The following is a 25,725-nucleotide window of genomic DNA, read 5'->3' as shown; positions in this document are numbered from 1 at the left end:
GCAGCTTGCAACCGTAGCACTCATATTTTCGTTATTACATAAGTTAGGGGTTGGCGGCTTGCGCGTATTAGGCATTGACCCCGGCATAGCCATTGCGGGATTCGGATTCGTGGACAAGAACGGGCATAAGCTGACGCCCGTGCAATATGGCGCAATTACAACGGAGGCTCATACGCCTCAGGAGACCAGGCTTGTGCAGATTTATGAATCGGCAGGCGCCCTGATGGATCGGTACAAGCCCGATTCCGTCGCGGTGGAGAAACTGTTCTTCAACCGCAACGTGACGACGGCATTCGCCGTTGGACAGGCTCGCGGCGTTATTATTCTGGCGGCGGCCCAGCGGGGACTTCCCGTTGCGGAATATACGCCGCTGCAAGTGAAGCAGGCTGTCGTCGGCTATGGCAAGGCGGAGAAGAGGCAGGTGCAGGAGATGGTTAAGATGTTCCTTAAGCTGTCTGCGGTTCCCAAGCCGGACGACGTAGCGGACGCGCTTGCCATAGCGATCTGCCATGCCCATTCGGCCGTACTGACGAACAAAATCAACGAGGTGAATCGTTCATGATCGATTATTTGAGAGGTCCGGTCGTACATATAGAAACGGAGTACATCGTTATGGACGTCAGAGATACGGGATATCGCGTGTTTATGCCGAATCCGTATGCGTTCGCGGGCAAGAATGAGCCGGTAGTCGTCTATATCCACCATCATGTCCGTGAGGATGCGATCCATCTGTTCGGTTTCGAGTCGAGAGAGCAGCAGACGATGTTCCGCAAGCTGCTTGATGTATCCGGCATCGGCCCGCGAGTAGCGCTCGGCGTTTTATCGGCCGGCCGGCCGGAAGCGATCGCGGGCGCGATTCAACAAGAAAATTTGTCGTTCCTGACGAAACTCCCCGGCATCGGAAAAAAGACGGCTCAGCGCATGGTGCTGGATCTGAAGGACAAGCTGACGGGTTACGGCGACGAAGGTCTGCTTAGCGCAGCGGGCTTCGGCGCAGAGCCGGGCTTGGCCGGTACGGGTAACGGGCAAGGAGCCGGAACGGCATGGGAAGAGGCGCGCGACGCGCTGGCAGCGCTTGGTTATACGTCTGCCGAGCTGGACCGCGCCTGGAATGGTTTGCAGAGCAGCGTGACGCCGGAGGAAACGGTCGACTCGTTAATGAAGCGGGCGCTGCAGCAGCTGTTCAAGGGGTAACGGAAAGGAGCGAAGCCGGACATGGACGATAGAATTATCTCCGCGAACCTTATGATGGAAGACCAGGCGGTCGAGCTGAGTCTCAGACCCCGTTATTTGGCCGAATACATCGGACAGAATCAGGCAAAAGAAAATCTTAAAATCTATATCGAAGCGGCCAAGATGCGCAAGGAAGCGCTGGATCATGTGCTGCTCTATGGTCCGCCTGGACTGGGCAAAACGACATTGTCCAATATTATTGCTAACGAACTGGGCGTCAACTTGCGTACGACGTCAGGTCCGGCGATCGAACGGCCTGGCGATCTGGCGGCGCTGCTTACGAATCTGCAGGAAGGCGATGTCTTGTTTATCGACGAGATTCACCGGCTGCATCGGACGGTGGAGGAAGTGCTCTATCCCGCGATGGAGGACTTCGCTCTGGATATTATGATCGGCAAAGGCCCAAGCGCCCGCTCGGTCAGGCTGGATCTGCCGCCGTTTACGCTGATCGGCGCCACGACGCGTGCCGGGCTGTTGTCCGCCCCGTTGCGTGACCGGTTCGGCGTCGTGAGCCGTTTGGAGTTCTACACGGTAGACGAGCTCGCCTTTATCGTATCGCGCGCGTCGGAAATTTTAAACGTATCGATTGTCGGGGAGTCCGCGACCGAGATCGCGATGCGTTCGCGCGGAACGCCGCGTATCGCGAACAGGCTGCTCAAGCGCGTTCGCGACTTTGCACAGGTGCGGGGCGACGGCGTCATTACCCATGAAATCGCGAGATCCGCACTGGAGCTGCTGCAGGTGGATCCCATGGGACTCGATCATATCGACCACAAGATGCTGCATGCTATGATGACGACGTTCTCGGGAAGACCGGTCGGGCTGGATACGATCGCAGCGACGATCGGCGAGGAGAGCCAGACGATCGAAGACGTCTACGAGCCGTATCTGATGCAGATCGGTTTCCTTCAGCGTACGCCTAGAGGCAGAATCGCGACGGATAACGCCTACCGTCATCTTGGGTTGCCGATTCCGGGCAGATCCTAAGCCGTGCTTGCACGTATGGCTTAAGGCAAGGGGCAACACAGAACAGGATTCAACAGCTGCAACATGATATGCATAAGAAGGGAGAGTAATCATGAAAAATACGGCAATTAAGGTAGGGCAGCCGCAGCAAGCGGAGAAACCTTATCGAACTGGGATGAGAGCCTGGCGTCGCACACTGCTGTTGACGCTGGCAATGGCTCTGCTGTTTTCCACCTGGACGGCATCAACCTCCAGCGCGGCAGTACCTTCCTTGGATAAGATAAGGGTGGCGCTTTTCCTGAGTCTTCCCGGCAAATACGATTCGACGACTCCCGCCGCCACCTTTTCGTCTGCAGGGGGGCTAAACGTAGGCGTGAGGGAACCGGATGGAGAACAGACCTGGTTCGGCATACCGGCCGGCGTCAGCGCCAGATTCGGAAGCGACGATTACAAGGCGAAATTGTTTGAATCCGCAACATTCGGGCAGGCGCTTGCGATTTATCAACAGGTTAAGGCAAGCGGAGGCGCAGCCTTTCTGACCTCCGTCGCAACGACTGGCGCCGCTCGTTATCAAGTGACGGAAGGCGTCTACAGAAACGAAGCGGAAGCCGCTGCCGCAGCGGCGAAGTGGAAGGCAGACGCCAAGCTGGCTGGTTTGCTCGGGGCATACAAACCGGGGGTACAAGGTCCATTCCATCTGGAGACGGGGCCGCTGGCCAGCAAGAAGGATGCGCAGGACGCTGCCGCCGCATTCGGCAGCAAGGGACTGGATGCTTTCGTCGCCGTACGGAGCGTCGCGGGCAAGGAGACATATTCCGTCATGGTGGGAAGCGAGCCGTCCCAGGACAAGCTGGCTGCTGTACAGGCAGCTGCAGCGTCTGTACCGAACGGCTCGGCGCTTAAGGCTGTAGCGCCCCAATCGCGGCATTTGATCATTCGCAGAGACCATACCGTCAGCGCCGCCGCGAACGTCAGCCACGAGCTGTATCAATTCCCTGTTACGGGCGACATGAAAACATGGATCGCTCCGGCAGGCGAAGCGTTTATTACGCTCACGGAACGCAGCAACCGTACTTATCGGGGCAGCTTCGAGCTGAGCTCCGTCAACGGCAAGATGGCCGTTGTCAACGAATTGCCGTTCGAGCAATATTTGTATTCCGTCGTCGCGGTAGAGATGTACACTTCCTGGCCGCTTGAAGCGCTAAAGGCGCAGGCTGTAGCAGCCAGATCCTATGCGCTTAACAAGGGTTACGGCTTCCAGATCGCCCATGTCGTCGATACAACGCTGAGTCAGGTCTACAACGGAGCAAGCGTGGAGGCTCGATCTTCCACCGAAGCAGTCGAGGCGACAGCAGGCGTAGTTGCTTTGCATAACGGAAAGGTCATCGAAGCGATCTATTCCTCGAGCGCGGGCGGCATGACGGCGGACGCAACGGAAGCTTGGAGCAACTCCGTTCCTTATTTGCAGCCGGTTGAGAGCCCGGATTCCATATCCGAAACCGGACTGAAGAGCTGGTATCGAGTAGCGCTGCCAAGCGGTGCCGTAGGCTACATTCGCGAGGATCTCGTGCGCGACACGGGACGGAAGACGGAGGCGGGCAGCGTCATTCTGGAATCGACGACGGATGCAACAAATATTCGCCGGCATCCTCTCATCCAGGAAACCGTGCCTGTCGTTGCCCAAATTCAAAGCGGAACGAGTCTGATTGCAATTGACAAAGTCATCGAATCGAATCCCATGAATTGGCAGAGAGGACCGTTCACCGGCGACGAGCTGCTGACGGTCATGAACACATATGCGAACCCCAAGATTACGGGGCCGATCACATCGGTCGAAGTGACGAAGCTAGGACCTTCGGGACGAGCGACGGAAATTTCGGTCAATGGGACAAAACTTGGCGTATCATCGCCAACCGCTCTGCGTACCGCGCTGGGCTACGGAGGTTCTTTGCCAAGCACGAGTTTTGAAGTGGAGCAGACCGGAAAGGTAGTCGTACTAGGCGGGAGCGGCGCTTCGGTGACCCGGTCGGATGATTCCAAAAAGCTTTACGTTATGGGAGCAGAAGGCAAATCGGCCGCTTACGCGGGAGACTACATGTACGTAATGGACGGAGAAGGAGACTTAAGGGCAGCTACCCGAAACCCGGGTTTCGCTATCTCGGGAACGGGCTACGGACACGGTGTCGGACTCTCTCAATATGGGGCTTACAGCCTCGCGACGCAAGGGTATGACTATGAATATATTTTGCAATACTACTATAAAGGCATAACGTTAGCTAAGGAATGATGACTTCGATATGAACGCGGATTGGTTTGACTTCGAATTACCGGAGGCGCTTATCGCCCAGACGCCGCTCCAAGAGCGGACCGCTTCCAGACTGCTTATGCTGGGCAAATCTACAGGAGAGATTCGGCACGGAAGCTTTACCGATCTGGCGGAGCGGCTTGGACCCGGAGACGTTCTGGTGCTCAACAACACGAGAGTGCTTCCTGCAAGGCTTGTAGGGGCTAAGATGGACACCGGAGCTAAGGCGGAGCTGCTGTTATTGAAGCAGCTGGGAGAAGATCGTTGGGAAACGCTGGCGAAGCCGGCCAAGCGTCTGAAGGTCGGAACCGTTATCGGTTTCGGCGACAATGGCGGAGGCGAGCCTCTGCTGCTGGCGGAAGTGGCATCTGAGGGAGAGATGGGGGCTCGAGTCGTTCAATTCCGATATTCGGGCATCTTTCAGGAACTTCTCGATAAACTCGGAGACATGCCTCTGCCTCCGTACATTAAGGAACGGCTGGAGGAGAGGGAACGCTACCAGACCGTCTACTCCAAACATCAGGGATCGGCAGCCGCTCCGACGGCCGGCCTACACTTTACGGAGTCCTTCCTGGAGCAACTGCAGGCTAAAGGCGTAGAGCTCGCCTACGTAACGCTCCATGTGGGCCTCGGAACCTTCCGGCCCATGACGGCAGAGCGTGTGGAAGATCATGAGATGCACTCGGAATATTATGAGCTGGACGATGAAAATGCGGCCATAATTCGTACTGCAAAGCTTCAGGGGAGACGAATCGTAGCGGTCGGCACTACCTCCGCCCGAACGCTGGAGACGGTAGCCGGCAGATTCCCCATAGGGGAACTTGAAGCTTGCAGCGGCTGGACCTCCATCTTCATCTATCCCGGCTATGAGTTCAAGCTGGTCGACGCCCTGCTCACCAACTTCCACCTGCCGAAGTCTACGCTTGTTATGCTCGTGAGCGCTTTGGCGGGAAGAGATCACATTATGCGCGCATACGACGAGGCGGTGGAGAGAGAATACCGATTCTTTAGCTTCGGAGACGCGATGTTTATCGAATAACATGCTTAAAGTGCGTGTTCAAAAAGTTTGGTTTTCAGCACCGAGAAGATGGAACGAAAGTAGAAACTGAGGAGCGGAGCGTAGTGGAAGCTACGTGAGCACCTGCAATGTTTCCGAAGGAAACATACTTCGTAAGCATTTGCTTAGTTTCGCTTGCGTTCCATATTCGATGTCGAGTACGCTTCATGGCCTACTTCGTGATCAAAAGCGGACTTTTTGAACTACCTTTTAAATAACGGACGAACCAATTAACGTCCGCAAGAATAGGAAGCGAGAAAAGTGGCGGTTAAATACGAATTTATTAAAGAATGCAAGCAATCCGGCGCCAGGCTGGGACGCGTACATACTCCTCATGGCATTATCGATACGCCTACCTTTATGCCGGTCGGCACGCAAGCGACCGTAAAGACGATGAGCCCCGAAGAGCTCAAGGATATGGACGCCCATATTATATTGAGCAACACGTATCATCTGTTCCTGCGTCCTGGGCATGGCATCGTTAAGCAAGCAGGAGGACTGCACAAGTTCATGAATTGGGATCGCCCCATCTTGACGGATAGCGGCGGCTTCCAAGTGTTCAGCTTAAGCGAGATGAGGAAAATTACCGAAGAGGGCGTACACTTTCGTTCCCATCTAAACGGCGACAAGCTGTTCATTTCTCCGGAGGTCGCCATGGAAATCCAGAACGCTCTGGGCTCCGATATTATGATGGCCTTCGACGAATGTCCGCCTTATCCGGCGGAATACGAATACGTGAAGCAATCCACGGAGCGGACGTCCCGTTGGGCCGAGCGTTGCCTTGCCGCGCATGCCAGACCGCAGGATCAAGCCCTGTTTGCTATCGTACAAGGCGGCATGCACAAAGATTTGCGCATTCAGAGCGCCAAAGATTTGACTTCCATGGATTTCCCGGGGTATGCTATTGGTGGACTGAGCGTAGGCGAGCCGAAGCACTTGATGTACGAGGTGCTGGATTACACCGTTCCCGAGCTGCCTGCCGACAAACCTCGTTATTTGATGGGTGTCGGATCGCCGGACGCATTATTGGAAGGCTCCATCCGCGGAATCGACATGTTTGATTGCGTCCTGCCTACACGCATTGCGCGCAACGGGACAACCATGACAAGCAGCGGAAGACTGGTCATCAAGAACGCGAAGTTCACGGAGGACTTCGGACCGCTGGACCCGAATTGCTCCTGCTATACTTGCAGGAATTATTCGCGCGCCTACATCCGACACTTGCTTAAGGCGGACGAGACCTTCGGCATTCGACTTACGACCTATCATAATCTGCATTTCTTGTTGCAATTGATGCGCGATGTCCGTCAAGCCATCTTGGAGGATCGTCTGTTGGATTTCCGCGATTCCTTCTTCGAGGCTTACGGACTGAACGATAATGACAAAGGATTCTGAAAGGGGTGAATAACATGTCTCAATTATTGGCAGAAGGCGCAGGCGGTACCCAGAACATTTGGGGGCTAATCATGCCTTTCGTACTGATGTTCGCAGTTTTCTACTTCTTGCTTATTCGACCGCAACAGAAGAAATCGAAAGCTCGCAATTCCATGTTGAGCCAGATCAAGAAGGGCGACAAGATTACGACGATCGGCGGTCTTCACGGTACAATCGTGGAACTAACCGACGATACGGTCGTCTTGCGCGTCAACGACACGACAAAGATGACTTTCGAGCGCAGCGCTATTAACGGCGTTGTCAGCTCGGCACCTGCTGTTGCATCAGAGTAGTAGAACAAATCAAAAACGGCTTGCAGAGATTATTTCTCCGCAGGCCGTTTTTTTGTGTCAAACGATTTCACTTTACGGCCGGAGGCATCCGCTCTTCGTTAGCGTTTTAGGTTGACGCCAACCATGCCGCCTAGCGCTCCAGCTACAAGCACGGCGCCTAGCATTAACAAACTGCTCCAAGAGATGGACGCATTGGAGGCAAGGAAGCTGACGATGATGACGAGGATTCCGTAGATGCCGCCAAGCAGTCCGCCATTATACCAGCCTCTTCGCTCCGATCTTTTGCCCGAAGAGAATCCCCCGGCTAATGCCGAGGCGGCGTGAACGAGCAATGCGTATGTGCCAAGCTCGTTTTCCCGCATGTTGCCGAAATGAAGCATAAAGGACAGCAGCAAGGCGCCTGCTGCCAGCCAAATCAAGGAGAATACGACTCCCGCGAGTAATGGTGGTCCGATTACGGGCGTTTTGGGGGCTTGCTTGACGGAACTCATCCTATTCCTCCTCCAGTTCAAAGGTATTAGTACACCATATGGCCAAGCTGGAGGAAATAGTACAAGTTGCTGTTCAAAAAGTCCGCTTTTGATCACGAAGCATGCAAAGAAGCAATTGCCATATATTCGTGTCGGATTTGCCGTATGACGGAATGTCGTCAAGGTCAGAATAGCTGTACGAGCTTGAACGCCTTCCACTTGCACGGTGGCAGGCCGCTTGGCGAAACTATCGGAGGAGGCGCTAATCAATGGAGTTGTGGAGCCTGTTGATCCGGACGACCGTCATCTATTTCGTCGTATTCGTCATCATGAGACTGATGGGGAAGCGGGAGATCGGCAAGCTGTCGGTGTTAGACTTGATCATTTCGGTCATGATCGCCGAGATTGCGGTCATTGTTATAGAAGACGTCAACCGGTCCATGTGGGACGGCATCATACCTATGGCTGCATTGCTCGTCATCCAGGTGACGATGGCGCTGTTATCGATGAGCAATCGCAAAATCCGTCTATTCTTTGACGGCAAGCCGAGTGTGGTTATTGCAAAAGGGAAAATAAATCGCGATGTGATGAAGAAGCAGCGTTATAATCTGGACGATCTCATGCTTCAGCTGCGCGAAAATAAAATTACGTCCGTTGCAGACGTTGAATTCGCTATTCTGGAGACTAGCGGCAAGCTGTCCGTTATTCCGAGGGATGATGCAGATCATGGGGAGGAAATCGCTCAAGAGCAAACTGCCATATCGGTATCCCAGAATTTGGCCAAAAACAGTCGGCAAGGCAGTAGTGAGCGAATCAGAAACTCTGGAAACGGGGTCATTCCGCCAAGTTACCGTTTTGAAATATTGCCAATTCCGCTAATTATGGATGGCAAAGTACAGGATGAGAATTTGTCCAAAATCGAAAAAACACGATTCTGGCTAAAAAACGCGCTGCAAGAGGAAAATGTCCACGACTTCAAGGAGGTTTTCCTCTGCACGATTGACCATAAGGGCAAGTTATTCGTGGATGTGCATCACAAAAGATTTACCTGAACCAAGCACCGATCCAGGGAATACGCGCGATATCATGCCTGTCTATAATTTTCATCCAGATCATGAGCAGAATGTAAAGGATAACGCTAATAAAGCAAGCTGACACAAGCGCGATCCATTCCAGCGAGATCGGCATCCGATGCATGAGCCACTGGGCGGCTGCCCCCATAATGACCATTGCCGCACCGACTTTAATGAAGTCGGCGAATTGCATGCGGAAGCCGATATATTTAAGAACGCTGATGCCATGAAGTACGGTGACGAGAACAATGTTAACGTTGATGGCGATAAGCGCGCCGTAAATGCCCAGCTCCGGCTTGGAAGCGAGCTGTACAATAAGAACCAGCTTGATCCCGGCCGCCAGAAACGTATTCGTTAAGGCGGCACCTGGTCTGTCCAGCGCTTGAAGCGCGGCTTGCAAGGGAGCCTGCAGGTAAATAAAAAGCCCGACGGGTGCAATTAGCCGGAGCATGGGCGCATATTCCTCATGAGCATAGATAATGCGACATAGCGGCTCTGCAAACAAAGTCATGACAACTACAAACGGAGCGCCTGAGACGAGCGCGATCCGCATGGATTGATGCATGCGCTTCTGAATTAATGCTTTATCGCCTCGCGCTGCCGCCTCCGAAAGGGACGGGACAAGCGAAACGGCCAGCGAATACGTCAGAGCCGTCGGCAGGAGGACCAGCGGGATAATCATGCCTTGCAAAGCGCCGTATTGTGCCGTGGCAATGCCCGTCGCGATACCCGCCACAGCAAGGCACTTCGCCGTAAAGATGGACTCGAGCAGGTAGGATAAGGAGCCGACGAGCTTGCTGCCTGTCACGGGCAGGGAAAGTCCGATCAGCCGTTTCAAAATAGGCGAATTGTCGTTTGGCGCAAGCGTCCCGCGATGAGCCCTTTTCCCCCTGTCTCCCCTTTTCGTGCGATAATGCCAAAGCAACGCCGCCAGTCCGCCGATCTCTCCGGCAACGACCCCCAGCATGGCCCCGGCCGCAGCCCATTCCAGCCCGTATGGCAACAGCAAATAGGCGAAGACAAGCGACGCAACAATGCGGATAATCGTCTCGATCGTCTGAGACAGGGCGCCGGGAATCATGTTTTGTTTGCCCTGGAAGTAGCCTCGGTATACAGACGATACGCCGATTATGACCAGCAGCGGCGACATCACCATAAAGGTCTGGTAAACGCGGGTATCGGGCAGCAGATAACGAATAATAGAAGGAGCGAACAACAGCATCCCGAGGGTAAGCACAACGGATACGGCTACAGTGAGCAGCATCGCGGTGCGGAATATATAACGCACGCGGTCGGTATCGCCGGCGGATTCCGCTTCGGCAATCCACTTGGCGATGGCAAGCGGGATGCCTCCCGTTATTAATGTTAGCATAACGATGAGGAACGGATAGGAGAGCTGATAGAGGCCGACGCCTTCCGCTCCGATGATACGAGGCAGTGTAATTCGCGGCACAAAGCCCAACAGGCGATTTACGATGCCGGCTGCAAGCAGAATCATGGCTCCTTTGATAAACGTTTGTTTCGTCATGTCGAACGCTTCAACTCCTTCAGCTTAGACCTTTGCCGCAGCAGCCCGGCCCGTTCCGCTCCGCTTGTCGGCTTGTACCGTCTATCTCTTATCTGTATGCGCGGCATGTCCGCTTAGATGTCTGCCATTTTCTTCTGACCGAAGCCCGGCAGGAGAATGGCTTTCGAGGTCGAATACATAGAAGGTGCAGAGCGTGCAGGAACGCGAACGGGAGGGTTAGCCATGGCGGATAATGAGCTTAGTGTGATGATCGAAGAGCTATGTATCAGCAAAGCGGAAGAATTCCGGCTCATCGGCTACGAGCATGTGACGGGCAAGGATGTATGGGAATGCGTTAGCGCGGGTTACGCCAAAAACGGACAGCCGGAGCTGCATCGATTGGTGAACGATATTTTGTCGCTGAAGGTCACTCAGTTCATGAACCATCTGACGATCAGCGCATACAAGGGAACCTCGTTCTAAAGATGAGGTTCTTTCTTTTTGACTCGTTTTTGCGGCATCTGTATAATGGGAATATTGAGATCATAAGGAGGATTCAGACGTATGTTCGGGAAGAGAATAGTAGCCTTCCTCGCGATCGTGGTCGTGGCGTTCGCCGTCATGGCCGGTACAAGCCCTTGGCTGCTGAAAGGCGTCAAGTTAGGCCTCGATTTAAAGGGCGGCTTCGAGGTGCTTTACGAAGCGGTACCTTATGAAGGGGGAGTAGCCGTCACGCCGGAGAGCTTAAAGCAGACGGCGAACAGCTTGCAGAAGCGTGTGGACGAATCCGGATTGGTAGAGCCTGAGATTACGACAGAAGGCGCCAACCGCATTCGTGTCAAGCTGCCAGGCGTAGAGAACGAAGAGGAAGTAAGAAATTTGCTCGCCAAGCCGATCAACCTGACTTTCCGCGCGCCGGACGGCGAAATTATGCTGACGGGAACGGACTTCGTGGAAAACGCGGCTGGACTTGAGTTCAATGAGCTTAACCGTCCTGTCGTCACGATCAAGCTAAAAAACGCGAAGAAATTCGAGGAAGTGACATCCAAGCTTGTCGGACAGACGATGTCGATTTATCTGGATGAACAAGAGATTTCGAGTCCGCGAGTCAATCAGGTTATTGCCAGCGACAGCGCAGTAATCGAAATGGGCAACTCCTCGACGCAAGAAGCAAGAGAACTGCGCGACCTGATCAACATGGGCTCGTTGCCGCTTAAGCTTGAAGAGAAGTACACGAATAGCATCGGGGCAAAGCTCGGCATGGAGTCGCTTAAGGATACCGTAACGGCTGGCATCCTGGGCTCGGTGATCGTCCTTGTCTTCATGATCATTATTTTTCGTTTGCCGGGCTTCGTTGCGGCGATCACGATCATCACTTATGCATGGATGCTTATTCTGGTTCAGAATTTGATGAACGCGACGCTGACGCTTCCCGGTATCGCGGCATTCGTCCTCGGCGTCGGGATGGCCGTGGACGCCAATATAATTACGGCGGAGCGCATCAAAGAAGAAATCCGGTCGGGCAAGAGCATGCTGTCTTCCCTGAAGGCGGGTTCCAAAAGCTCGTTCCGCACCATTATGGACGCTAACATTACGGGTATTATCTCCAGCGCCGTTCTGTACTTTATCGGCGACGGAGCGATTAAAGGTTTTGCGCTCACGATGATCTTTAGCATTCTGGTCAGCATCGTTACGAATATTTATTTCGCGCGTTTCCTTCTGGATATGCTCGTACGAAGCAACCGGTTCATGAAACCCGGCTACTACGGCGTGAAGGAGAGTGAAATCCGTGAACTTTGATACGAAAATCCGTTACGATTTCGTCAAAAACCGGAACAAATATTTTATATTCTCGATCGGGCTCACTCTTGTGGGCATCATCTCGCTTATTCTGTTTCAGCTCAACTTGGGAGTCGACTTCAAGGCTGGAACGAACATCGACGTCTCCATCGGACAAAGCGTGACGCAGCAAGACATTAAGACAACGCTGGATGAAGCGGGTTTCCCGGACGAGACGCCGACGATCGGCGGGGCCAACAACGACCGCGCCACGATCCGTTTCAATGATATCCTGGATCAGGAGCAGTCGGCCAAGGTGCTTGAGGCGCTGAAGGCGAAATACGGGGAAGACATTTCCTCCGAGGTAAACGTCGTGTCACCGGATCTGGCGCGGGAGCTAGGCATCAAGACGATCTGGGCGATCCTGATCGCGAGCCTGGGCATCATGGTTTACGTCATGATCCGATTCGAGTGGCGTTTCGCGCTGGCTTCGAATATTTCTATCCTGTATGACAGCTTTGTCGTTATCGCGATCTTTTCCATCTTCCGCTTCGAGGTCGATCTGCCGTTTATCGCGGCCGTGCTCACGACGCTGGGATATTCCATTAACGATAAAATCGTCATATTCGATAGAATCAGGGAAAATCTGAGGTTCTCGCAGCACAAAAACGAAGAGCAGCTGGCCCATCTCGTTAATGCTAGTATTTGGCAAACGATGGCAAGAAACTTGTATACGGTATTAACGGTCGTTATCGTCACCGTATGTATATTCTTCCTGGGCAGCCCTTCCATCAAGATGTTCTCGCTTGCTCTGCTTGTCGGACTGGTCAGCGGTGCGTATTCTACGGTATTTATCGCAAGCCCGCTGTGGTTCCTGTTCAAGCGCAAGGAGAAGCAGAAACCGAAGGCGGCAGCAAAGCCGACACCTTAATCTACAAGAATAAGCGATAGACGCTTGCGATCCAGGAGGTATTTGGCACATATGTCAACCAGAGAGCGAGAGGGCGGCAGACAGCCCGTTTACAAGAGACGCTTATGGGATTACGTGGCGAACATTCTGTTTCGTGGCAAAGGAAAAGTCGGCCATGATCGGAAGCAGGAGGAATCAGCGGAGGAGCTGATGGCGGTTGTACAACGCGTAGAGGGCGTCGTTACGGTCCAGTCGATCCGGGCAAGAGAGCAGGGCCATTACGTTGTGGCGGAGATTGTCATCAGCGTCAACCCCCGCATTACGGTGCTGGAAGGACAGGACATTGCAAAACGGGTCAAGCTCCTCCTCATGCACCGATTCCTCCATCTCTCCGAGGTCATGATTTATGTGGAGCCTTATGATCCGGGTTATCCATACAAATCCAATCACGACCCTAATCAGGAGCAGATGCCCACACTGCTGCAATAGGCCTCTAGACAGCAGGAAGGAGAGTAACCTGATGATTACAAGAAAGACCCGCTGGTTATTGGCGGAATGGACCGAAAGCAGCGAAAATAAGGCACGCCGGCTCTGCGAGGAGCTAGGCGTGCCTCCTCTTGTCGGCAAGCTGCTCGTCCAGCGCGGCTACGAGGACATAACCAGCGCGAGCCGCTTCCTTAATGGAGGCATGGAGGATCTGCATGATCCTTACTTGCTTCTTGGGATGGACGCCGCGGTAAACCGGATTAGATCTGCGCTGGAGCAAGGAGAGAAGGTGCGCATCTATGGCGATTATGACGCAGACGGCGTGTCCAGTACTTCCTTATTGTGTCATGCTTTTCAGACATTAGGTCTTGATTACGATTATTATATTCCGCATCGCGCGCTGGAAGGCTACGGACTAAACAATGCCGCAATCCAGCTTGCGGCCGATCAAGGAGTAACGCTGATCGTGACCGTCGATACGGGCATCAGCGCTTACGAAGAGGTCGAATATGCCAAAACTTGCGGCGTTGATATCGTAGTTACCGACCACCACGAGCCTCCCGAACGCATTCCGAATGCAGCGGCCGTCGTTAATCCGAAGCAGGAGCAATGCCCTTATCCATTTAAGGGACTTGCCGGCGTGGGCGTAGCCTTTAAGCTTGCAACCGCGCTGCTGGAGCGGCCTCCAATGGAGTGGACGGATATCGTCAGCTTGGGTACCGTCGCGGACCTGATGCCGCTTAAGGATGAGAACCGGATCTTCGTCCGCAGCGGTCTTGAGCGCATGCGGCTGGAGCCTTCCATCGGATTCCGTGCGCTTGCAGAGGCCGCTGGCCTTGAGCTGGAGGGAATCACTTCCACCGGTATCGCGTTTGGCATGGCGCCTCGCATTAATGCCGCAGGCCGTCTGGATCATGCCAAACGTGCGGTGGAGCTGCTTACGGCTGCCGATTACGACTCCGCCATTTTGGGAGCGATCGGACTGGACAGCCTTAACAAGGAACGTCAGCGAATCGTCGACGAGATGGTGAAGGAAGCGGACATGCAATGGCTCGGCAAACGCGGGGCTGCTGACGCTGCTGGGACCGAAGAGCCCTCCGTCATTCTGGTCGCCGGCGTCGGCTGGAACGTGGGCGTTATCGGAATCGTCGCCTCCAAGCTGCTGGAGCGTTATTACAAGCCTGTCGTCGTGCTGGGCATTGACCCGGAGAGCGGCATGAGCAAAGGCTCGGCGCGTTCCATCGAGGGCTTCGACCTCCACGCGGCGTTGACGGCATGCGAGTCTCTGCTGGATCATTACGGCGGACACCAAGCTGCTGCAGGGATGAGCCTTCATCGCGACAAACTGGACCAGCTGGAGGAGCAGTTATCCTTGTTGGCGAAGACCTGGCTGTCCGAGGAAGATTGGATTCCGAGATCGCTTATCGATCTCCGCAGCAGCTTGCAGGACGCCACGCTGGAGACGATCTCCCAGCTGGCTTTGCTGGAGCCGTTCGGAGTCGGCAATCCGTCTCCGCGCCTGCTGTTCGAAGGGACCCGCGTCGCGGATCGTCGGGCGATCGGCAAGGAGTCCAAACATCTCAAGATGTCTCTTGGCAGCGGCAGAACAGGCCTGGACGTTATCGGTTTTGGCATGGGGGCCATGTCGGGGACGCTTGAGCCCGGCTGCCTTATCGACCTGATCGGCGAGCTGTCGATTAACGAATGGAACGGCCAGCGCAAGCCGCAGCTTATGCTGCAGGATCTCCATTACGAAAGGGAGCTGCCGGACGTGTTCCCCGCCCGCGAGCAATTCGGCGCCGTGTACCAGCAGCTCCGCAAAATTTCACGCGCGCAGGAGCGCGGGCTTGCCGAGAAGCTGGCAGCTCTCTGCAGCTTGACGGTGCCTTCGGTACGGCTTATGCTTGACGTATTCGAGGAGCTGGGCTTTATCGAGATAGGGGGAGGAACCGTCAACGTAGCCGTTTCTCCCGTAAAGCGGGAGCTGTCCTCCTCCAGCCGCTATCAGGCAGCGCTGAGCCGCTATCAAGGCGCGAGCGGCGCCAACTCGCCGGCCTGATCCTGAGCCTGACCTATTCAAGTAAGAAAGGAAGTTCCACCATGACAAGTTCAACTTATAACTTCAAAGACTACATTCGGGTCATTTCCGACTTCCCTCAGCCCGGCATCCGCTTTAAGGATATTACGACGCTGCTCAAAGACGGAGACGTCTATCGCGCAGCTATCGAACAGATGCGCGCGGCTGTCGAACATCTCAGGATCGACGTAGTGGCCGGCCCGGAGGCGCGCGGCTTCGTCGTAGGCGCGCCGCTCGCGCTGGCATTAGGCGTCGGCTTCGCGCCGATCCGCAAGAGCGGCAAGCTGCCCGGCGCGACGATCACGGCTAGCTACGATCTGGAATACGGCAAGGATCAGCTGGCCATGCACACGGACTCCATCTCGCCGGGACAACGTGTTCTCATCGCAGATGATCTGCTTGCGACGGGTGGAACGATCGCGACCTCCATCAACCTCATCAAGCAGCTCGGCGGCGAGGTTGCAGGCGCGGCCTTTCTGATCGAGCTTGCGTACCTTACCGGCCGTTCCAAGCTGGACGGGGTCGATATTTTCTCGTTAATGACATACGAATAAGGGCAGCAGCGGTTCAATTCCGCCTTGAAGCGGGACCCGGTCAAACGGCCTGGTACCCCTTCAAGGCGCTTTTTTTGTTGCGGGATGAGAGGTATCGTCGTTTTTTCTTCCTTGGAAGTTGACGCGGCGGGACAGTTACAGGCATAATATGAGAAAACCTTTAATGAGGCTTGTCGCCGGCGATTGACCGATCGGCTACCACTTATTCGAGGAACGGCCGGGACATCCAGAAGGGATGGGTTCGCCGTTTCTATTTGGGAAGGGACGTTTCATGGGCATAGAGCAATTACTTGAGAAGGCATCCGCATATATGAAAGAGCAGGATCTCGTGCGCATCAAGGAAGCCTACGACTTTGCGGAGCAGGCCCACCATGGACAAGTGCGGAAGTCGGGAGAGCCGTATATTCTGCATCCGGTAACGGTGGCGGATATACTCGTCGATATGGGGATGGATGTACTGTCGATCATTGCGGCGCTGCTTCATGATGTAGTCGAAGATACGACAGTAGACCTGCAGACGGTCCGCGCGAAATTTGGCGAAACCTGCGCCATGCTTGTCGATGGATTAACGAAGCTGGAGAAAATCCGCTTCCAGTCCAAAGAAGAGCAGCAAAACGAGAACTATCGCAAAATGTTCGTCGCCATGGCCCAGGATATTCGAGTCATTCTGATTAAACTGGCCGACCGCCTTCATAATATGCGAACGCTGAAGTTTCAATCGGAAGAATCGCAGAGGCGAATCGCTTACGAGACGTTGGAAATTTTTTGTCCAATCGCGCACAGGCTGGGCATCTCTGCCATCAAGTGGGAGATGGAGGATATTGCGCTTCGATACCTTAATCCACAGCAATATTACCGCATCGCGAACCTTATGAAAAAGAAGCGCGCGGAACGCGAGCAATTTATCGATGACGTGATCTCTCGCATTCGCGAAAAGCTTGAGGAGATGGGGATCGAAGGGGATATTTCCGGACGTCCCAAACATCTGTACAGCATTTACAAAAAAATGACGGCGCGAAACAAGCAGTTCAATGAAATTTACGACCTGCTGGCGATTCGTATTATCGTTGAGAATATTAAAGATTGTTACGCGACTCTAGGGATTATTCATACACTCTGGAAGCCGATGCCCGGCCGGTTCAAGGATTACGTGGCCATGCCGAAGGCGAATATGTACCAGTCGCTGCATACGACCGTCATCGGTCCTAACGGTGAGCCGACCGAGGTGCAGATTCGTACATGGGAGATGCATCGTACATCAGAATATGGAATCGCGGCTCACTGGGCTTACAAGGAAGGCATGATTGTTCCGGACGGCAACTTTGAGGACAAAATGTCATGGTTCCGCGAGATTCTGGAGCTGCAGCAGGAAACCAGGGACGCGGCGGAGTTCATGGAATCGCTCAAAATGGATTTTTTCGCCGATCTCGTCTTCGTATTTACGCCCAGCGGGGAAGTCATCGAGCTGCCCGCAGGCTCCGTGCCGTTGGATTTTGCCTATCGGATTCATACGGAAGTCGGCAATCGCACCATCGGCGCGAAGGTCAACGGGCGAATCGTGCCGCTGGATCATAAGCTAAAGACCGGCGACATCGTCGAAATTTTGACGTCGAAACATTCATACGGACCGAGTCAGGACTGGGTGAAGATCGCTCAATCGTCCCATGCCCGCAGCAAGATCCGGCAATGGTTCAAGAAAGAGAAGCGGGAAGAAAACGTGGCGAAGGGCCGCGAGATGCTGGAGCGCGAGCTAAAGCGTCTAGGACTGGAGCCTTCCGCCTGGATGGTCGACGACAAGCTGCAGGAAGCGGCGGCCAAATATACGTTTAACGACATCGAGGACATGATGTCCGCGATCGGCTTCGGCGGCATTACGGCCGCCCAGATCTGCACCAAAATGACGGAGAAGATGCGCAAGGAAGCGGAAGAGGCCAATCAGATCGAACTCACCGGCGAGATGAAGGAAATCAAAGCATCGGCGCCGAGCAAAAAAAGCAGGCCGAATCACGGCGTTACCGTCAAAGGCGTCGACAACTTGCTTGTCCGATTTGCCAGATGCTGCAATCCCGTTCCCGGCGACGCCATCGTGGGCTACATTACGCGCGGGCGCGGCGTATCCGTGCATCGGATGGACTGCACGAATATTCCGTTTGGGGAGGATGGCGAGGAAGCGGACCGCGTCATCGAAGTGGAGTGGGAGGATTCCGTCGAAGCGAATTACAGCGTCGACATCGAAATTACCGGCCACGATCGCAGAGGATTGCTGAACGAAGTATTGCAAGCCGTCTCCGAGAGCAAGACGAATATTAGCGCGGTGACGGGACGTTCCGTCAAGAATAAGATGGCGCTTATTCATATGACGGTGCTGATCCGCAATATTGATCACCTGTCATCAGTCGTTGAGAAGATCAAGAGGGTGCAGGACATTTACTCCGTACAGCGGATTATGCAGTAGCATTGAGGAGATTGAAACAGATGAGGGTTGTCGTGCAACGCAGCAAGGAAGCCAGCGTGTCGGTGGAGGGCGAGACCGTCGGAGCGATTCGGCACGGTCTCGTTCTACTTGTCGGACTTACGCATGAGGACGGCAAGGAAGAAGTTCGCTGGATGGCGGACAAGGTGGCGGGACTGAGGATCTTCGAGGATGAAGGCGGGAAAATGAATCATTCCGTGCTCGACGTCGGAGGAGACATTTTATCGGTGTCGCAGTTTACGCTGTACGGGGATTGCCGGAAGGGAAGAAGACCGAACTTCATGGCTGCGGCAAGGCCGGAGCAGGCCGAAGGGCTGTACGATTACTTTAACGGGCTGTTGCGGGAAATCGGGCTGAAGGTCGAGACTGGCCGATTCGGCGCGATGATGGATGTTTCCCTTGTCAATGACGGCCCCGTCACGTTAATTTTGGAGAGCGGCGCTTAAAACAAGGGCATGTGTGGCAACAATAAGGGTTAGACGGCTTGTGCAGATTGGACGCCTTCGGGCTTCCGCGCCGCAATTCTTATTCGGGGGGACCGCGCATGCATCAATCTCGTAAGGAACAAGGGCTGGAGCGAACAAGCAGAGGTCTGCTGCTGCCGGAGCGGAGAGAAGCTTTCGTTATGGCGGAGCTGGAGACCGACATCGCGAACGAAGATCAGCAGCGAGGCGGCCGTTCGCCGCTTGTAAGGAGGCCAGGGCTCGGTTTCTGAGCCTTTCCAGCCTACGCTAAAAACGCTTTCGAAATTGTAATATTTCTGTAACGAAATTCTAACTTTCGCTTAACATCGTTAACCTATAATAGAACTCGACCCCCTTTTTTAAAATATAAATTACTTTGGACCTGCATGGTGTATGCAGGTTTTTTTCTGTCTTCCGAGGCGTTGCGCTTGCTGTATTACATAACATTCGACCATCATTCCATAAACTTGACCTAGTCGGTTCAATATATAATAAAGACAAAAGCTTATCTGTACTGGGGAGGAAACCATGTATAAGCTGATCATTGTCGATGACGAATATTCGACCCGAAACGGGCTGAAATTGTGCATCAACTGGTTCGAATACGGGATCGAAGTTGCCGGCGAAGCCGAAAATGGGATCAAAGGCATGGAACTGGCAGGCCGGATTCAGCCGGACATCGTGCTGACCGATGTGAAGATGCCTGGCATGGACGGGATCGAGATGGTAAATCGACTGAAGGGCCAACATCCCGATACGAAATTTGTATTCATCAGCGGCTATGACGATATCGAATATTTGAAATCCGCAATGAAGATGGATGCGGTGGATTATATTCTAAAGCCTGTCAATCTGGAGGAATTGAACGCGGTTATCGAGAAAATCATGGCGATGACGAAGCGGGAAGAAAACCGCAAGGACATGCTGCAGCAAATGAACGCCCGGCTGAACCAAAGTATTCCGCTCCTGCGGGAGAAGTTCTTCATTCAACTAATCCGCGACGGGCATGCGGACCGGCTATCGATGGAGAAGCGCATAGATTTCCTTGATCTCAAGCTGTCGTACGATGCTCCCTACTGCGCCCTGATCATACGCATCAACAATCCAAGAACCGTATTCGCTACGATGACCGAGCAGAATACGCAGTTAATTTCATTTGCGATCCAGAACATCTGTCAGGAAATCATAGACGCGCGCGTCTCCGGCAACGTGTTCGAGCATCAACGGGGCGAATACGTGCTTCTCGTCGCGCTGCCGGAGGCGGAAGGGGAAGATATCATATTCCCGCTGGTGAGCGAATTGATGGGGAGCCTCAACGGATTCCTGAGCCGAATGGCGGAGGCGATTAGCTTAACGATCGGCGTCGGCGGTACGGTGGAGCATATGGGATTGTTGGCCGACAGTTACAAGATGGCGGCAGAAGCGATCGAGCGCAAATTGTTCCTCGGCAAAAACCAAGTGATTACGTTCGACGTAATGGCCGCGCAGAAGGATGTCGATTACCGGCTCATCAATGAGCGCATGGCCGTCTTCGCGTCAGTCCTGAAGACAGGCGACATCGGCGAGGTGTCGCTGCAGCTTGATAAGTTGTTCGCGGAATTGCGCACAAGCGCGGGCATCGGCTTTATCGATTGCCAGCGTATCTGTCTGCAGCTGCTGCTTGTTTCATCCCAATTTCTGTCCGAGTTCGGCATGCGCATGGGAGATCTCGGCGAGCGGGAATCCGATGCCTGGTCGCAGCTGATGAAGCTGGAGACGATTGACGATATGTGTCTCCATCTGAAGGACTACCTGACGGCAGTGTGCGAACGGATCGGGAGCCGTCAAGAGAAACCGATCCCGGAAGTCATCACGGCCATCATGCGAATCATTCACGAAAGATATTCGGACAACCTGACGATTGCGGATATTGCCTCGCAAGTGTATTTGGCCAAAACGTACATCTGTCTCTTGTTCAAGCAGGAAACCGGGGAAACGATCAACGAATATATCACAAGGGTGCGCATGGAGAAAGCAAAAGAAAGACTCACCGACAGCGACCAGAAGCTGTCGGAAATATGCTCGTCGATCGGATATGCCGAACCGAGCTACTTTACCAAACAATTCCGCAAGTATACGGGGATGAATCCAAGCGATTACCGGGACTTGCACAGGAGGATGAATTAATGGGCAACAACAGATGGCAAGGCGCAAGCTGGGCAACGCTGGGCGACAGCATTACCGCGGCCGGCAGGTACCAGCCGCTTGTTCAAGCGGAGCTAGGGTTCGCGAAGGTCGACAATTTCGGCCGAGGAGGGTGCCCGATGACGGCCGGCAGCGATCGGGACGACGGGGCAACCGTCTATATGGGCCGTAGCCTGGAACAAGCATACGATTGTTTGACCATCTTCGCCGGGACCAACGATTACCGGCTGAATATGCCGCTCGGCGCATTGCGGCCGATCGGTTCCGCGTTCGATAATCACACGTTCTTCGGCGCATACCAGTCGCTGATCGAGGAGCTGCTGACCCGCTATCCGCTCTGCAGGATGAATCTGTGGACACCGCTGCAACGGGACAAAGACGGGTACGATAGCGAGAAGCGCAACGACAAAGGCTGCTTGTTAGCGGATTACGCGGCTGCCGTTCAATCGATCGGACAGGCATATGCATTGCCGGTGCTGGACTTATATGCGGTTAGCGGCTTCAACAAGTTAACGCTGGATAGCTTCACGAATGATCGGCTTCATCCGAATCAGGAGGGGTACCGGCGAATCGCCCAGACGGCGGCTTCGTTTCTGGCAGCGATCTAAATGACGGGATATGGAGGTGCAGCCGGTTCATGAGCATGCTGCTGCGCAGATTTCAACTGATGTGGCACACCTATCGCAAAATGCTGCTGCTCTACCTGCTTGTTCTACTGCTGCCTGCAGGATGTCTTCTCTATTATTACTTCGAGAAATCGGCAGACATTCTGGAGCGCCAGGTGACCCAATCGATGCTCAAGTCCGTGCAGCAGGTGAAAATTAATCTGGATTATCGGCTCGCCAAGGTGCAGGAGATTTCCGACGCCCTTATTCTGAATACGGATTTGTATGAAATTCTGGCTCGTGATCCGCAAAGCGGTACCAGGTTCAGCCAAGTGGAGGAAGAGAAGAAGCTTGGCAATATGCTGCGCAGCTTGCAAGGCAGCGATATTTTGAAGATCAAGCTGTACGTCAATGCCGACAAGATGTATGCGGGCGAACATGTCAATTTCTTCAGCCTTGACCAGGCGGCCCGTATGCCCTGGTATGACGAGGTGGTCGGGCGCAATGGCGCTGTGCAATGGATTCCGACGCATATGGAGCGTTACATCAGTACGCCAAGCGAAGCTCGCGTATTCTCCTCCGCCCGCATTATCCGGGATCCGAATGCGTATAGCCGCATTATTGGCATTCTTATGCTGGATGTCGCGGAAGCCAATCTGGCCGCCATTCTGAACCAGGCGGAACTGGACGTCCATAGCCATAACATGTATGTAGCGGATGCGACCGGGATGATCGTGTCCCATGGTCAACCGGAGAAACTGAATCATCCGCTGCTGCCGCCCGAAACGTTCAAGCTTATCGCCGATCAACCATTCGGCATCGAGAAAATCACGATGGATACGCAAACGTACTTCGTCATATTCGATACGCTTAGCGAAGGAGGATGGAAAGTCGTTTCTCTGTTGCCGGCAGGCCAGATCAGTCGCATGAGCAATCAATTTAATGTCGGATTCTCGCTTGTCTTGGCGCTGTCGCTGGCCTTGCTGTTTATTGTCGGAGCCTTCCTCGTGTTCGCGCATTTGACGCGCGGTACGATCAACCGCGTTCGCGATATTACCGAACAGCTGAGGGTGCGCGGCGCCGCGATGATCGAGGAAGGCATTCCTCATCCCAGCGGCGTCGTCATCCGGCTTGAAAAGAGCGTGACGCATATGCTCTCGACGTTCCAGCATCTGATGGAAGACAATTACCGCGCCAAGGAGCGGGAGAAAGAGGCGAGGCTGCGAGCGCTGCAGGCGCAGATTAATCCCCATTTCCTTTACAATGCGCTAGATACGATCAACTGGATGGCGCTTACCAAGGGAGCGCACGACATCAGCCGGATGTTGAACATGCTGGCGCAATATTTCCGTTTGACGCTGAATAAAGGCAAGGACATCGTGCCGCTGGAAGATGAGATGAACTTATCGAAGGCTTATCTGGAAATTCAGAAGCAGCGGTTTCACAATTTCGATTATTCGGTAGAATTCCCCGGATTGCTGTCTGGCCGGTCTATTCCGAAGTTGTCGATTCAACCGATCATCGAGAACGCCATTATGCATGGCGTTCATAATAGAGAAGGCCATCATGGGAGTATCCGCGTAGAGGCTGAGGCGGAAGGCCAAACATTCGTCATTCGCGTGACTGATGACGGCATCGGCATGACGGAGGAACAAATCGCGCAATTGTATGCCAGTCTAAACGCTTCTTCGTCTTCGTCCAGCTACGGCTTGTATAACGTATGGGAGCGAGTGCGTTTGTTCACTGGCGGCGCCGGCCGCTTGGTCATCGAATCGCAGCCTGGAAAGGGCACGACGGTCAGCATATGGTTTCCGGCAGAGGAATATGAGCGAAATGAATAACAAGATGCCAAGCTGTCCCGCAAAGGTCTCAATCAGACCTGGCGGGGCAGCTTTTTTCATGCCGTCCATCCCCCATCGACCTGACGATTGTACTATTCCCTCTTAAATCTGTACCTCACGCTCCCTGCACCCCGACATGTATCATGAATCTATGATCAAGCACGACTAACGCCGGATTGGAGGGACAGCATGAACAGAGGTAATCATTGGATATCGCAAATCAAGCGCAATTACGATTTGTACCTGCTCTTGATTCCGGGACTCGTCTTTTTGGCTATATTCAAATACACGCCGATTTACGGCCTGGTCATCGCGTTTCAGGATTTCAACATTTTCAAAGGAATTGGCGATAGCCCATGGGTAGGGTTTAAGCAGTTCGAGAGACTGTTCGCCTCGGATGAATTCGGAAGCATCATGACGAACACGCTGCTCATCAGCCTATATAAGATCGTCATCCTGTTTCCAATTCCGATTATCATTGCGATTTTGCTGAATGAAGTCGGCCGCATGTGGTTCAAACGTACGATTCAGACGATTATTTATTTGCCTCATTTTCTGTCGTGGGTCATCATCGCCGGTTTGTTCGTCAACATCATGTCTCCGCAAACCGGCATTGTCAATGGAATCATCTCCTACTTCGGCGGAGAACCGATCAACTTTTTTATGGACAACGGCTATTTCCGCAGCGTAATCGTAGCCACGGCCGGTTGGAAGGAAGCGGGATGGAACGCAATCATCTTTATCGCTGCGATCGCAGGACTCGATCCGGAATTATACGAGGCGTCCAAGCTTGATGGCGCAAGCCGCATTCAGCAGGTCTTTACGATCACGCTGCCCGGGATTGCTTCGACGATCGTGCTGATGCTCATATTGCGGATCGGCAGTGTGCTGGAAGCGGGAACCGAACAGATTCTGCTCCTGTACAACCCAACCGTCTATGAGACAGGCGATGTCATTGGAACTTACATTTACCGAATGGGGCTAACCTCAATGGAATACAGCTTCTCGACCGCCGTCGGGCTGTTCGAGTCGGTGATCGGATTTATCCTCGTCATCGGCGGCAACGCACTGGCCAAGCGGGTTACGGGCAAGAGCATATGGTAGAAAGGAGCGGACGAAATTGGGAAAAACAATGAAAATAAAGCAGTCATTATCCGAACGGGTTTACATCTGGCTCGTATACATCATCCTGATCGGCTCGGCCATTCTCTGCCTGTTTCCGTTTCTGAACGTGCTCGCCAAGTCTCTCAGCTCCAACTGGGCGATTATATCCGGCAAAGTCGGGCTGATGCCGATAGCCTTCACGATGGAAAATATGATATTCGTCATACGCGATCAATTATTCCAGAAAGCGTTCCTGGTTTCGATCTACGTTACTGTCGTCGGCACGCTCGGATCGGTCCTTTTCACTGCCGTAACCGCATATCCGCTATCGAAAAAACATCTGCCCGGCATTAAATTTATCTTGTTGCTTTATATTTTCACGATGCTGTTCAACGGCGGATTGGTGCCTTCCTATTTGCTCATCAAAAATCTGAATCTGATGGACAATCTGGGTTCGCTCATATTGCCCGCGCTTATCAACGTATTCAACATGCTCCTGATGAAAAACTATTACGAGAGTCTGCCGGAGAGCCTGGAAGAATCGGCGAAGCTTGATGGAGCGAGCAATCTGAGAATCGTGTTTAGCATCATCATTCCGATTTCGGCGCCCGTGTTTGCTACGATCAGCTTATTCTATGCGGTCGCCTATTGGAGCAACTGGTTCTCTCCGATGCTGTACTTAAATGATCCGGCGCTGAAGCCGCTGCAGCTGTACTTGCGAGACATCGTTTTACAAGCCTCGGACGAGAATCTGCTCAATCAGGACATCGATTCGCTGCTCAACTTGTCTCCCGAAGGCATACGCAATGCGACGATCATCGTCTCGACGATTCCGATCCTGCTCGTCTATCCGCTGCTGCAGAAGTATTTCATCAAGGGAATTCTGATCGGATCCGTTAAAGGTTGACCA

The 25,725-nt window shown here is 53.6% G+C and carries 24 protein-coding genes; 22 read left to right on the top strand and 2 right to left on the bottom strand.

The genetic code is table 11. The features are described from left to right. Positions 1-58: 58 nt before the first annotated feature. The 7 genes from ruvC to yajC all read left to right on the top strand — a co-directional run bounded on the left by ruvC (position 59) and on the right by yajC (position 7,288). Entirely contained in the window at positions 59-562 is a 504-nt protein-coding gene (gene ruvC, locus B1748_RS03630; protein ID WP_087566900.1) for a crossover junction endodeoxyribonuclease RuvC, read from the top strand. Continuing rightward, complete coding sequence (gene ruvA / locus B1748_RS03625) at positions 559-1,194, top strand: Holliday junction branch migration protein RuvA (RefSeq protein WP_087566502.1); 636 nt, start codon at positions 559-561, stop codon at positions 1,192-1,194. The genes ruvC and ruvA overlap by 4 nt, the downstream gene beginning before the upstream one ends. Positions 1,195-1,215: 21 nt before the next feature. Then, positions 1,216-2,220, top strand: coding sequence for a Holliday junction branch migration DNA helicase RuvB (gene ruvB, locus B1748_RS03620; RefSeq protein ID WP_087566501.1), 1,005 nt, complete (start codon positions 1,216-1,218; stop codon positions 2,218-2,220). 91 nt (positions 2,221-2,311) lie between these two features. Beyond that, complete coding sequence (locus B1748_RS03615) at positions 2,312-4,486, top strand: SpoIID/LytB domain-containing protein (RefSeq protein WP_256975513.1); 2,175 nt, start codon at positions 2,312-2,314, stop codon at positions 4,484-4,486. A 10-nt stretch (positions 4,487-4,496) separates the two neighbouring features. Beyond that, positions 4,497-5,543, top strand: a complete 1,047-nt coding sequence (queA, locus tag B1748_RS03610) for a tRNA preQ1(34) S-adenosylmethionine ribosyltransferase-isomerase QueA (RefSeq protein WP_087566500.1) — start codon at positions 4,497-4,499, stop codon at positions 5,541-5,543. 279 nt (positions 5,544-5,822) lie between these two features. Then, complete coding sequence (gene tgt / locus B1748_RS03605; protein WP_087566499.1) at positions 5,823-6,956, top strand: tRNA guanosine(34) transglycosylase Tgt; 1,134 nt, start codon at positions 5,823-5,825, stop codon at positions 6,954-6,956. A 14-nt stretch (positions 6,957-6,970) separates the two neighbouring features. Beyond that, positions 6,971-7,288, top strand: a complete 318-nt coding sequence (gene yajC, locus B1748_RS03600) for a preprotein translocase subunit YajC (protein WP_087566498.1) — start codon at positions 6,971-6,973, stop codon at positions 7,286-7,288. 98 nt (positions 7,289-7,386) lie between these two features. Here the strand turns inward: yajC and B1748_RS03595 are convergent, their stop codons facing one another. After that, positions 7,387-7,779: a TIGR04086 family membrane protein gene (locus B1748_RS03595; RefSeq protein ID WP_087566497.1), complete on the bottom strand. Its 393-nt coding sequence runs from the start codon at positions 7,777-7,779 to the stop codon at positions 7,387-7,389. Positions 7,780-8,027: 248 nt separating this feature from the next. On the opposite strand from B1748_RS03595, the gene B1748_RS03590 reads away from it, so the two are divergent. Beyond that, positions 8,028-8,810: a YetF domain-containing protein gene (locus tag B1748_RS03590; protein WP_087566496.1), complete on the top strand. Its 783-nt coding sequence runs from the start codon at positions 8,028-8,030 to the stop codon at positions 8,808-8,810. On the opposite strand, the gene spoVB is transcribed toward B1748_RS03590, so the two are convergent. After that, entirely contained in the window at positions 8,803-10,359 is a 1,557-nt protein-coding gene (spoVB, locus tag B1748_RS03585; protein ID WP_087566495.1) for a stage V sporulation protein B, read from the bottom strand. The two genes, B1748_RS03590 and spoVB, sit on opposite strands and share 8 nt — an antisense overlap. Before the next feature lie 222 nt (positions 10,360-10,581). Here spoVB and B1748_RS03580 point away from each other — a divergent pair, with 222 nt between their 5' ends. The 14 genes from B1748_RS03580 to B1748_RS03520 all read left to right on the top strand — a co-directional run bounded on the left by B1748_RS03580 (position 10,582) and on the right by B1748_RS03520 (position 25,722). After that, on the top strand, positions 10,582-10,821 hold the full coding sequence (locus B1748_RS03580) for a post-transcriptional regulator (RefSeq protein ID WP_087566494.1): 240 nt from the start codon (positions 10,582-10,584) through the stop codon (positions 10,819-10,821). Positions 10,822-10,902: 81 nt separating this feature from the next. Then, positions 10,903-12,138, top strand: a complete 1,236-nt coding sequence (gene secD, locus B1748_RS03575; protein ID WP_087566493.1) for a protein translocase subunit SecD — start codon at positions 10,903-10,905, stop codon at positions 12,136-12,138. Then, entirely contained in the window at positions 12,128-13,048 is a 921-nt protein-coding gene (secF, locus tag B1748_RS03570; RefSeq protein ID WP_087566492.1) for a protein translocase subunit SecF, read from the top strand. Before secD ends, secF begins: the two co-directional genes overlap by 11 nt. Positions 13,049-13,099: 51 nt before the next feature. After that, a complete protein-coding gene (locus tag B1748_RS03565) occupies positions 13,100-13,516 on the top strand; it encodes a cation transporter dimerization domain-containing protein (protein ID WP_087566491.1) in 417 nt (138 codons plus the stop codon). Positions 13,517-13,547: 31 nt separating this feature from the next. Beyond that, positions 13,548-15,572 (top strand): single-stranded-DNA-specific exonuclease RecJ, encoded by a 2,025-nt coding sequence (gene recJ, locus B1748_RS03560; RefSeq protein WP_087566490.1) that lies wholly within the window; start codon positions 13,548-13,550, stop codon positions 15,570-15,572. 41 nt (positions 15,573-15,613) lie between these two features. Beyond that, positions 15,614-16,144, top strand: coding sequence for an adenine phosphoribosyltransferase (locus B1748_RS03555; protein WP_087566489.1), 531 nt, complete (start codon positions 15,614-15,616; stop codon positions 16,142-16,144). A gap of 271 nt (positions 16,145-16,415) precedes the next feature. Continuing rightward, positions 16,416-18,599, top strand: a complete 2,184-nt coding sequence (locus tag B1748_RS03550) for a RelA/SpoT family protein (protein ID WP_087566488.1) — start codon at positions 16,416-16,418, stop codon at positions 18,597-18,599. Positions 18,600-18,619: 20 nt separating this feature from the next. Further along, the gene (dtd, locus tag B1748_RS03545) at positions 18,620-19,063 is read left to right on the top strand and encodes a D-aminoacyl-tRNA deacylase (protein WP_087566487.1); all 444 of its coding nucleotides are present in this window, start codon (positions 18,620-18,622) and stop codon (positions 19,061-19,063) included. A gap of 98 nt (positions 19,064-19,161) precedes the next feature. Next, positions 19,162-19,332, top strand: a complete 171-nt coding sequence (locus tag B1748_RS36710) for a hypothetical protein (RefSeq protein ID WP_179215355.1) — start codon at positions 19,162-19,164, stop codon at positions 19,330-19,332. A gap of 277 nt (positions 19,333-19,609) precedes the next feature. Further along, on the top strand, positions 19,610-21,247 hold the full coding sequence (locus B1748_RS03540) for a response regulator transcription factor (protein WP_087566486.1): 1,638 nt from the start codon (positions 19,610-19,612) through the stop codon (positions 21,245-21,247). After that, positions 21,247-21,873 carry an SGNH/GDSL hydrolase family protein gene (locus B1748_RS03535; RefSeq protein ID WP_179215353.1) on the top strand — a complete coding sequence of 209 codons (627 nt, stop codon included), beginning with the start codon at positions 21,247-21,249 and terminating at the stop codon, positions 21,871-21,873. The genes B1748_RS03540 and B1748_RS03535 overlap by 1 nt, the downstream gene beginning before the upstream one ends. Positions 21,874-21,902: 29 nt before the next feature. Then, on the top strand, positions 21,903-23,711 hold the full coding sequence (locus tag B1748_RS03530) for a cache domain-containing sensor histidine kinase (RefSeq protein WP_087566484.1): 1,809 nt from the start codon (positions 21,903-21,905) through the stop codon (positions 23,709-23,711). Between the two features lie 189 nt (positions 23,712-23,900). Continuing rightward, entirely contained in the window at positions 23,901-24,815 is a 915-nt protein-coding gene (locus tag B1748_RS03525) for an ABC transporter permease (RefSeq protein ID WP_087566483.1), read from the top strand. A gap of 16 nt (positions 24,816-24,831) precedes the next feature. Beyond that, positions 24,832-25,722 (top strand): carbohydrate ABC transporter permease, encoded by an 891-nt coding sequence (locus B1748_RS03520; protein ID WP_087566482.1) that lies wholly within the window; start codon positions 24,832-24,834, stop codon positions 25,720-25,722. Positions 25,723-25,725 lie beyond the last annotated feature (3 nt).

Source organism: Paenibacillus sp. MY03 (genome assembly GCF_002165585.1).
In the GTDB taxonomy this organism is placed as follows: Bacteria; Bacillota; Bacilli; order Paenibacillales; family Paenibacillaceae; genus Pristimantibacillus; species Pristimantibacillus agaridevorans.
The sequence above is the reverse complement of the archived record's forward strand: the minus strand, read 5'-3'. Positions and strand labels throughout refer to the sequence as shown.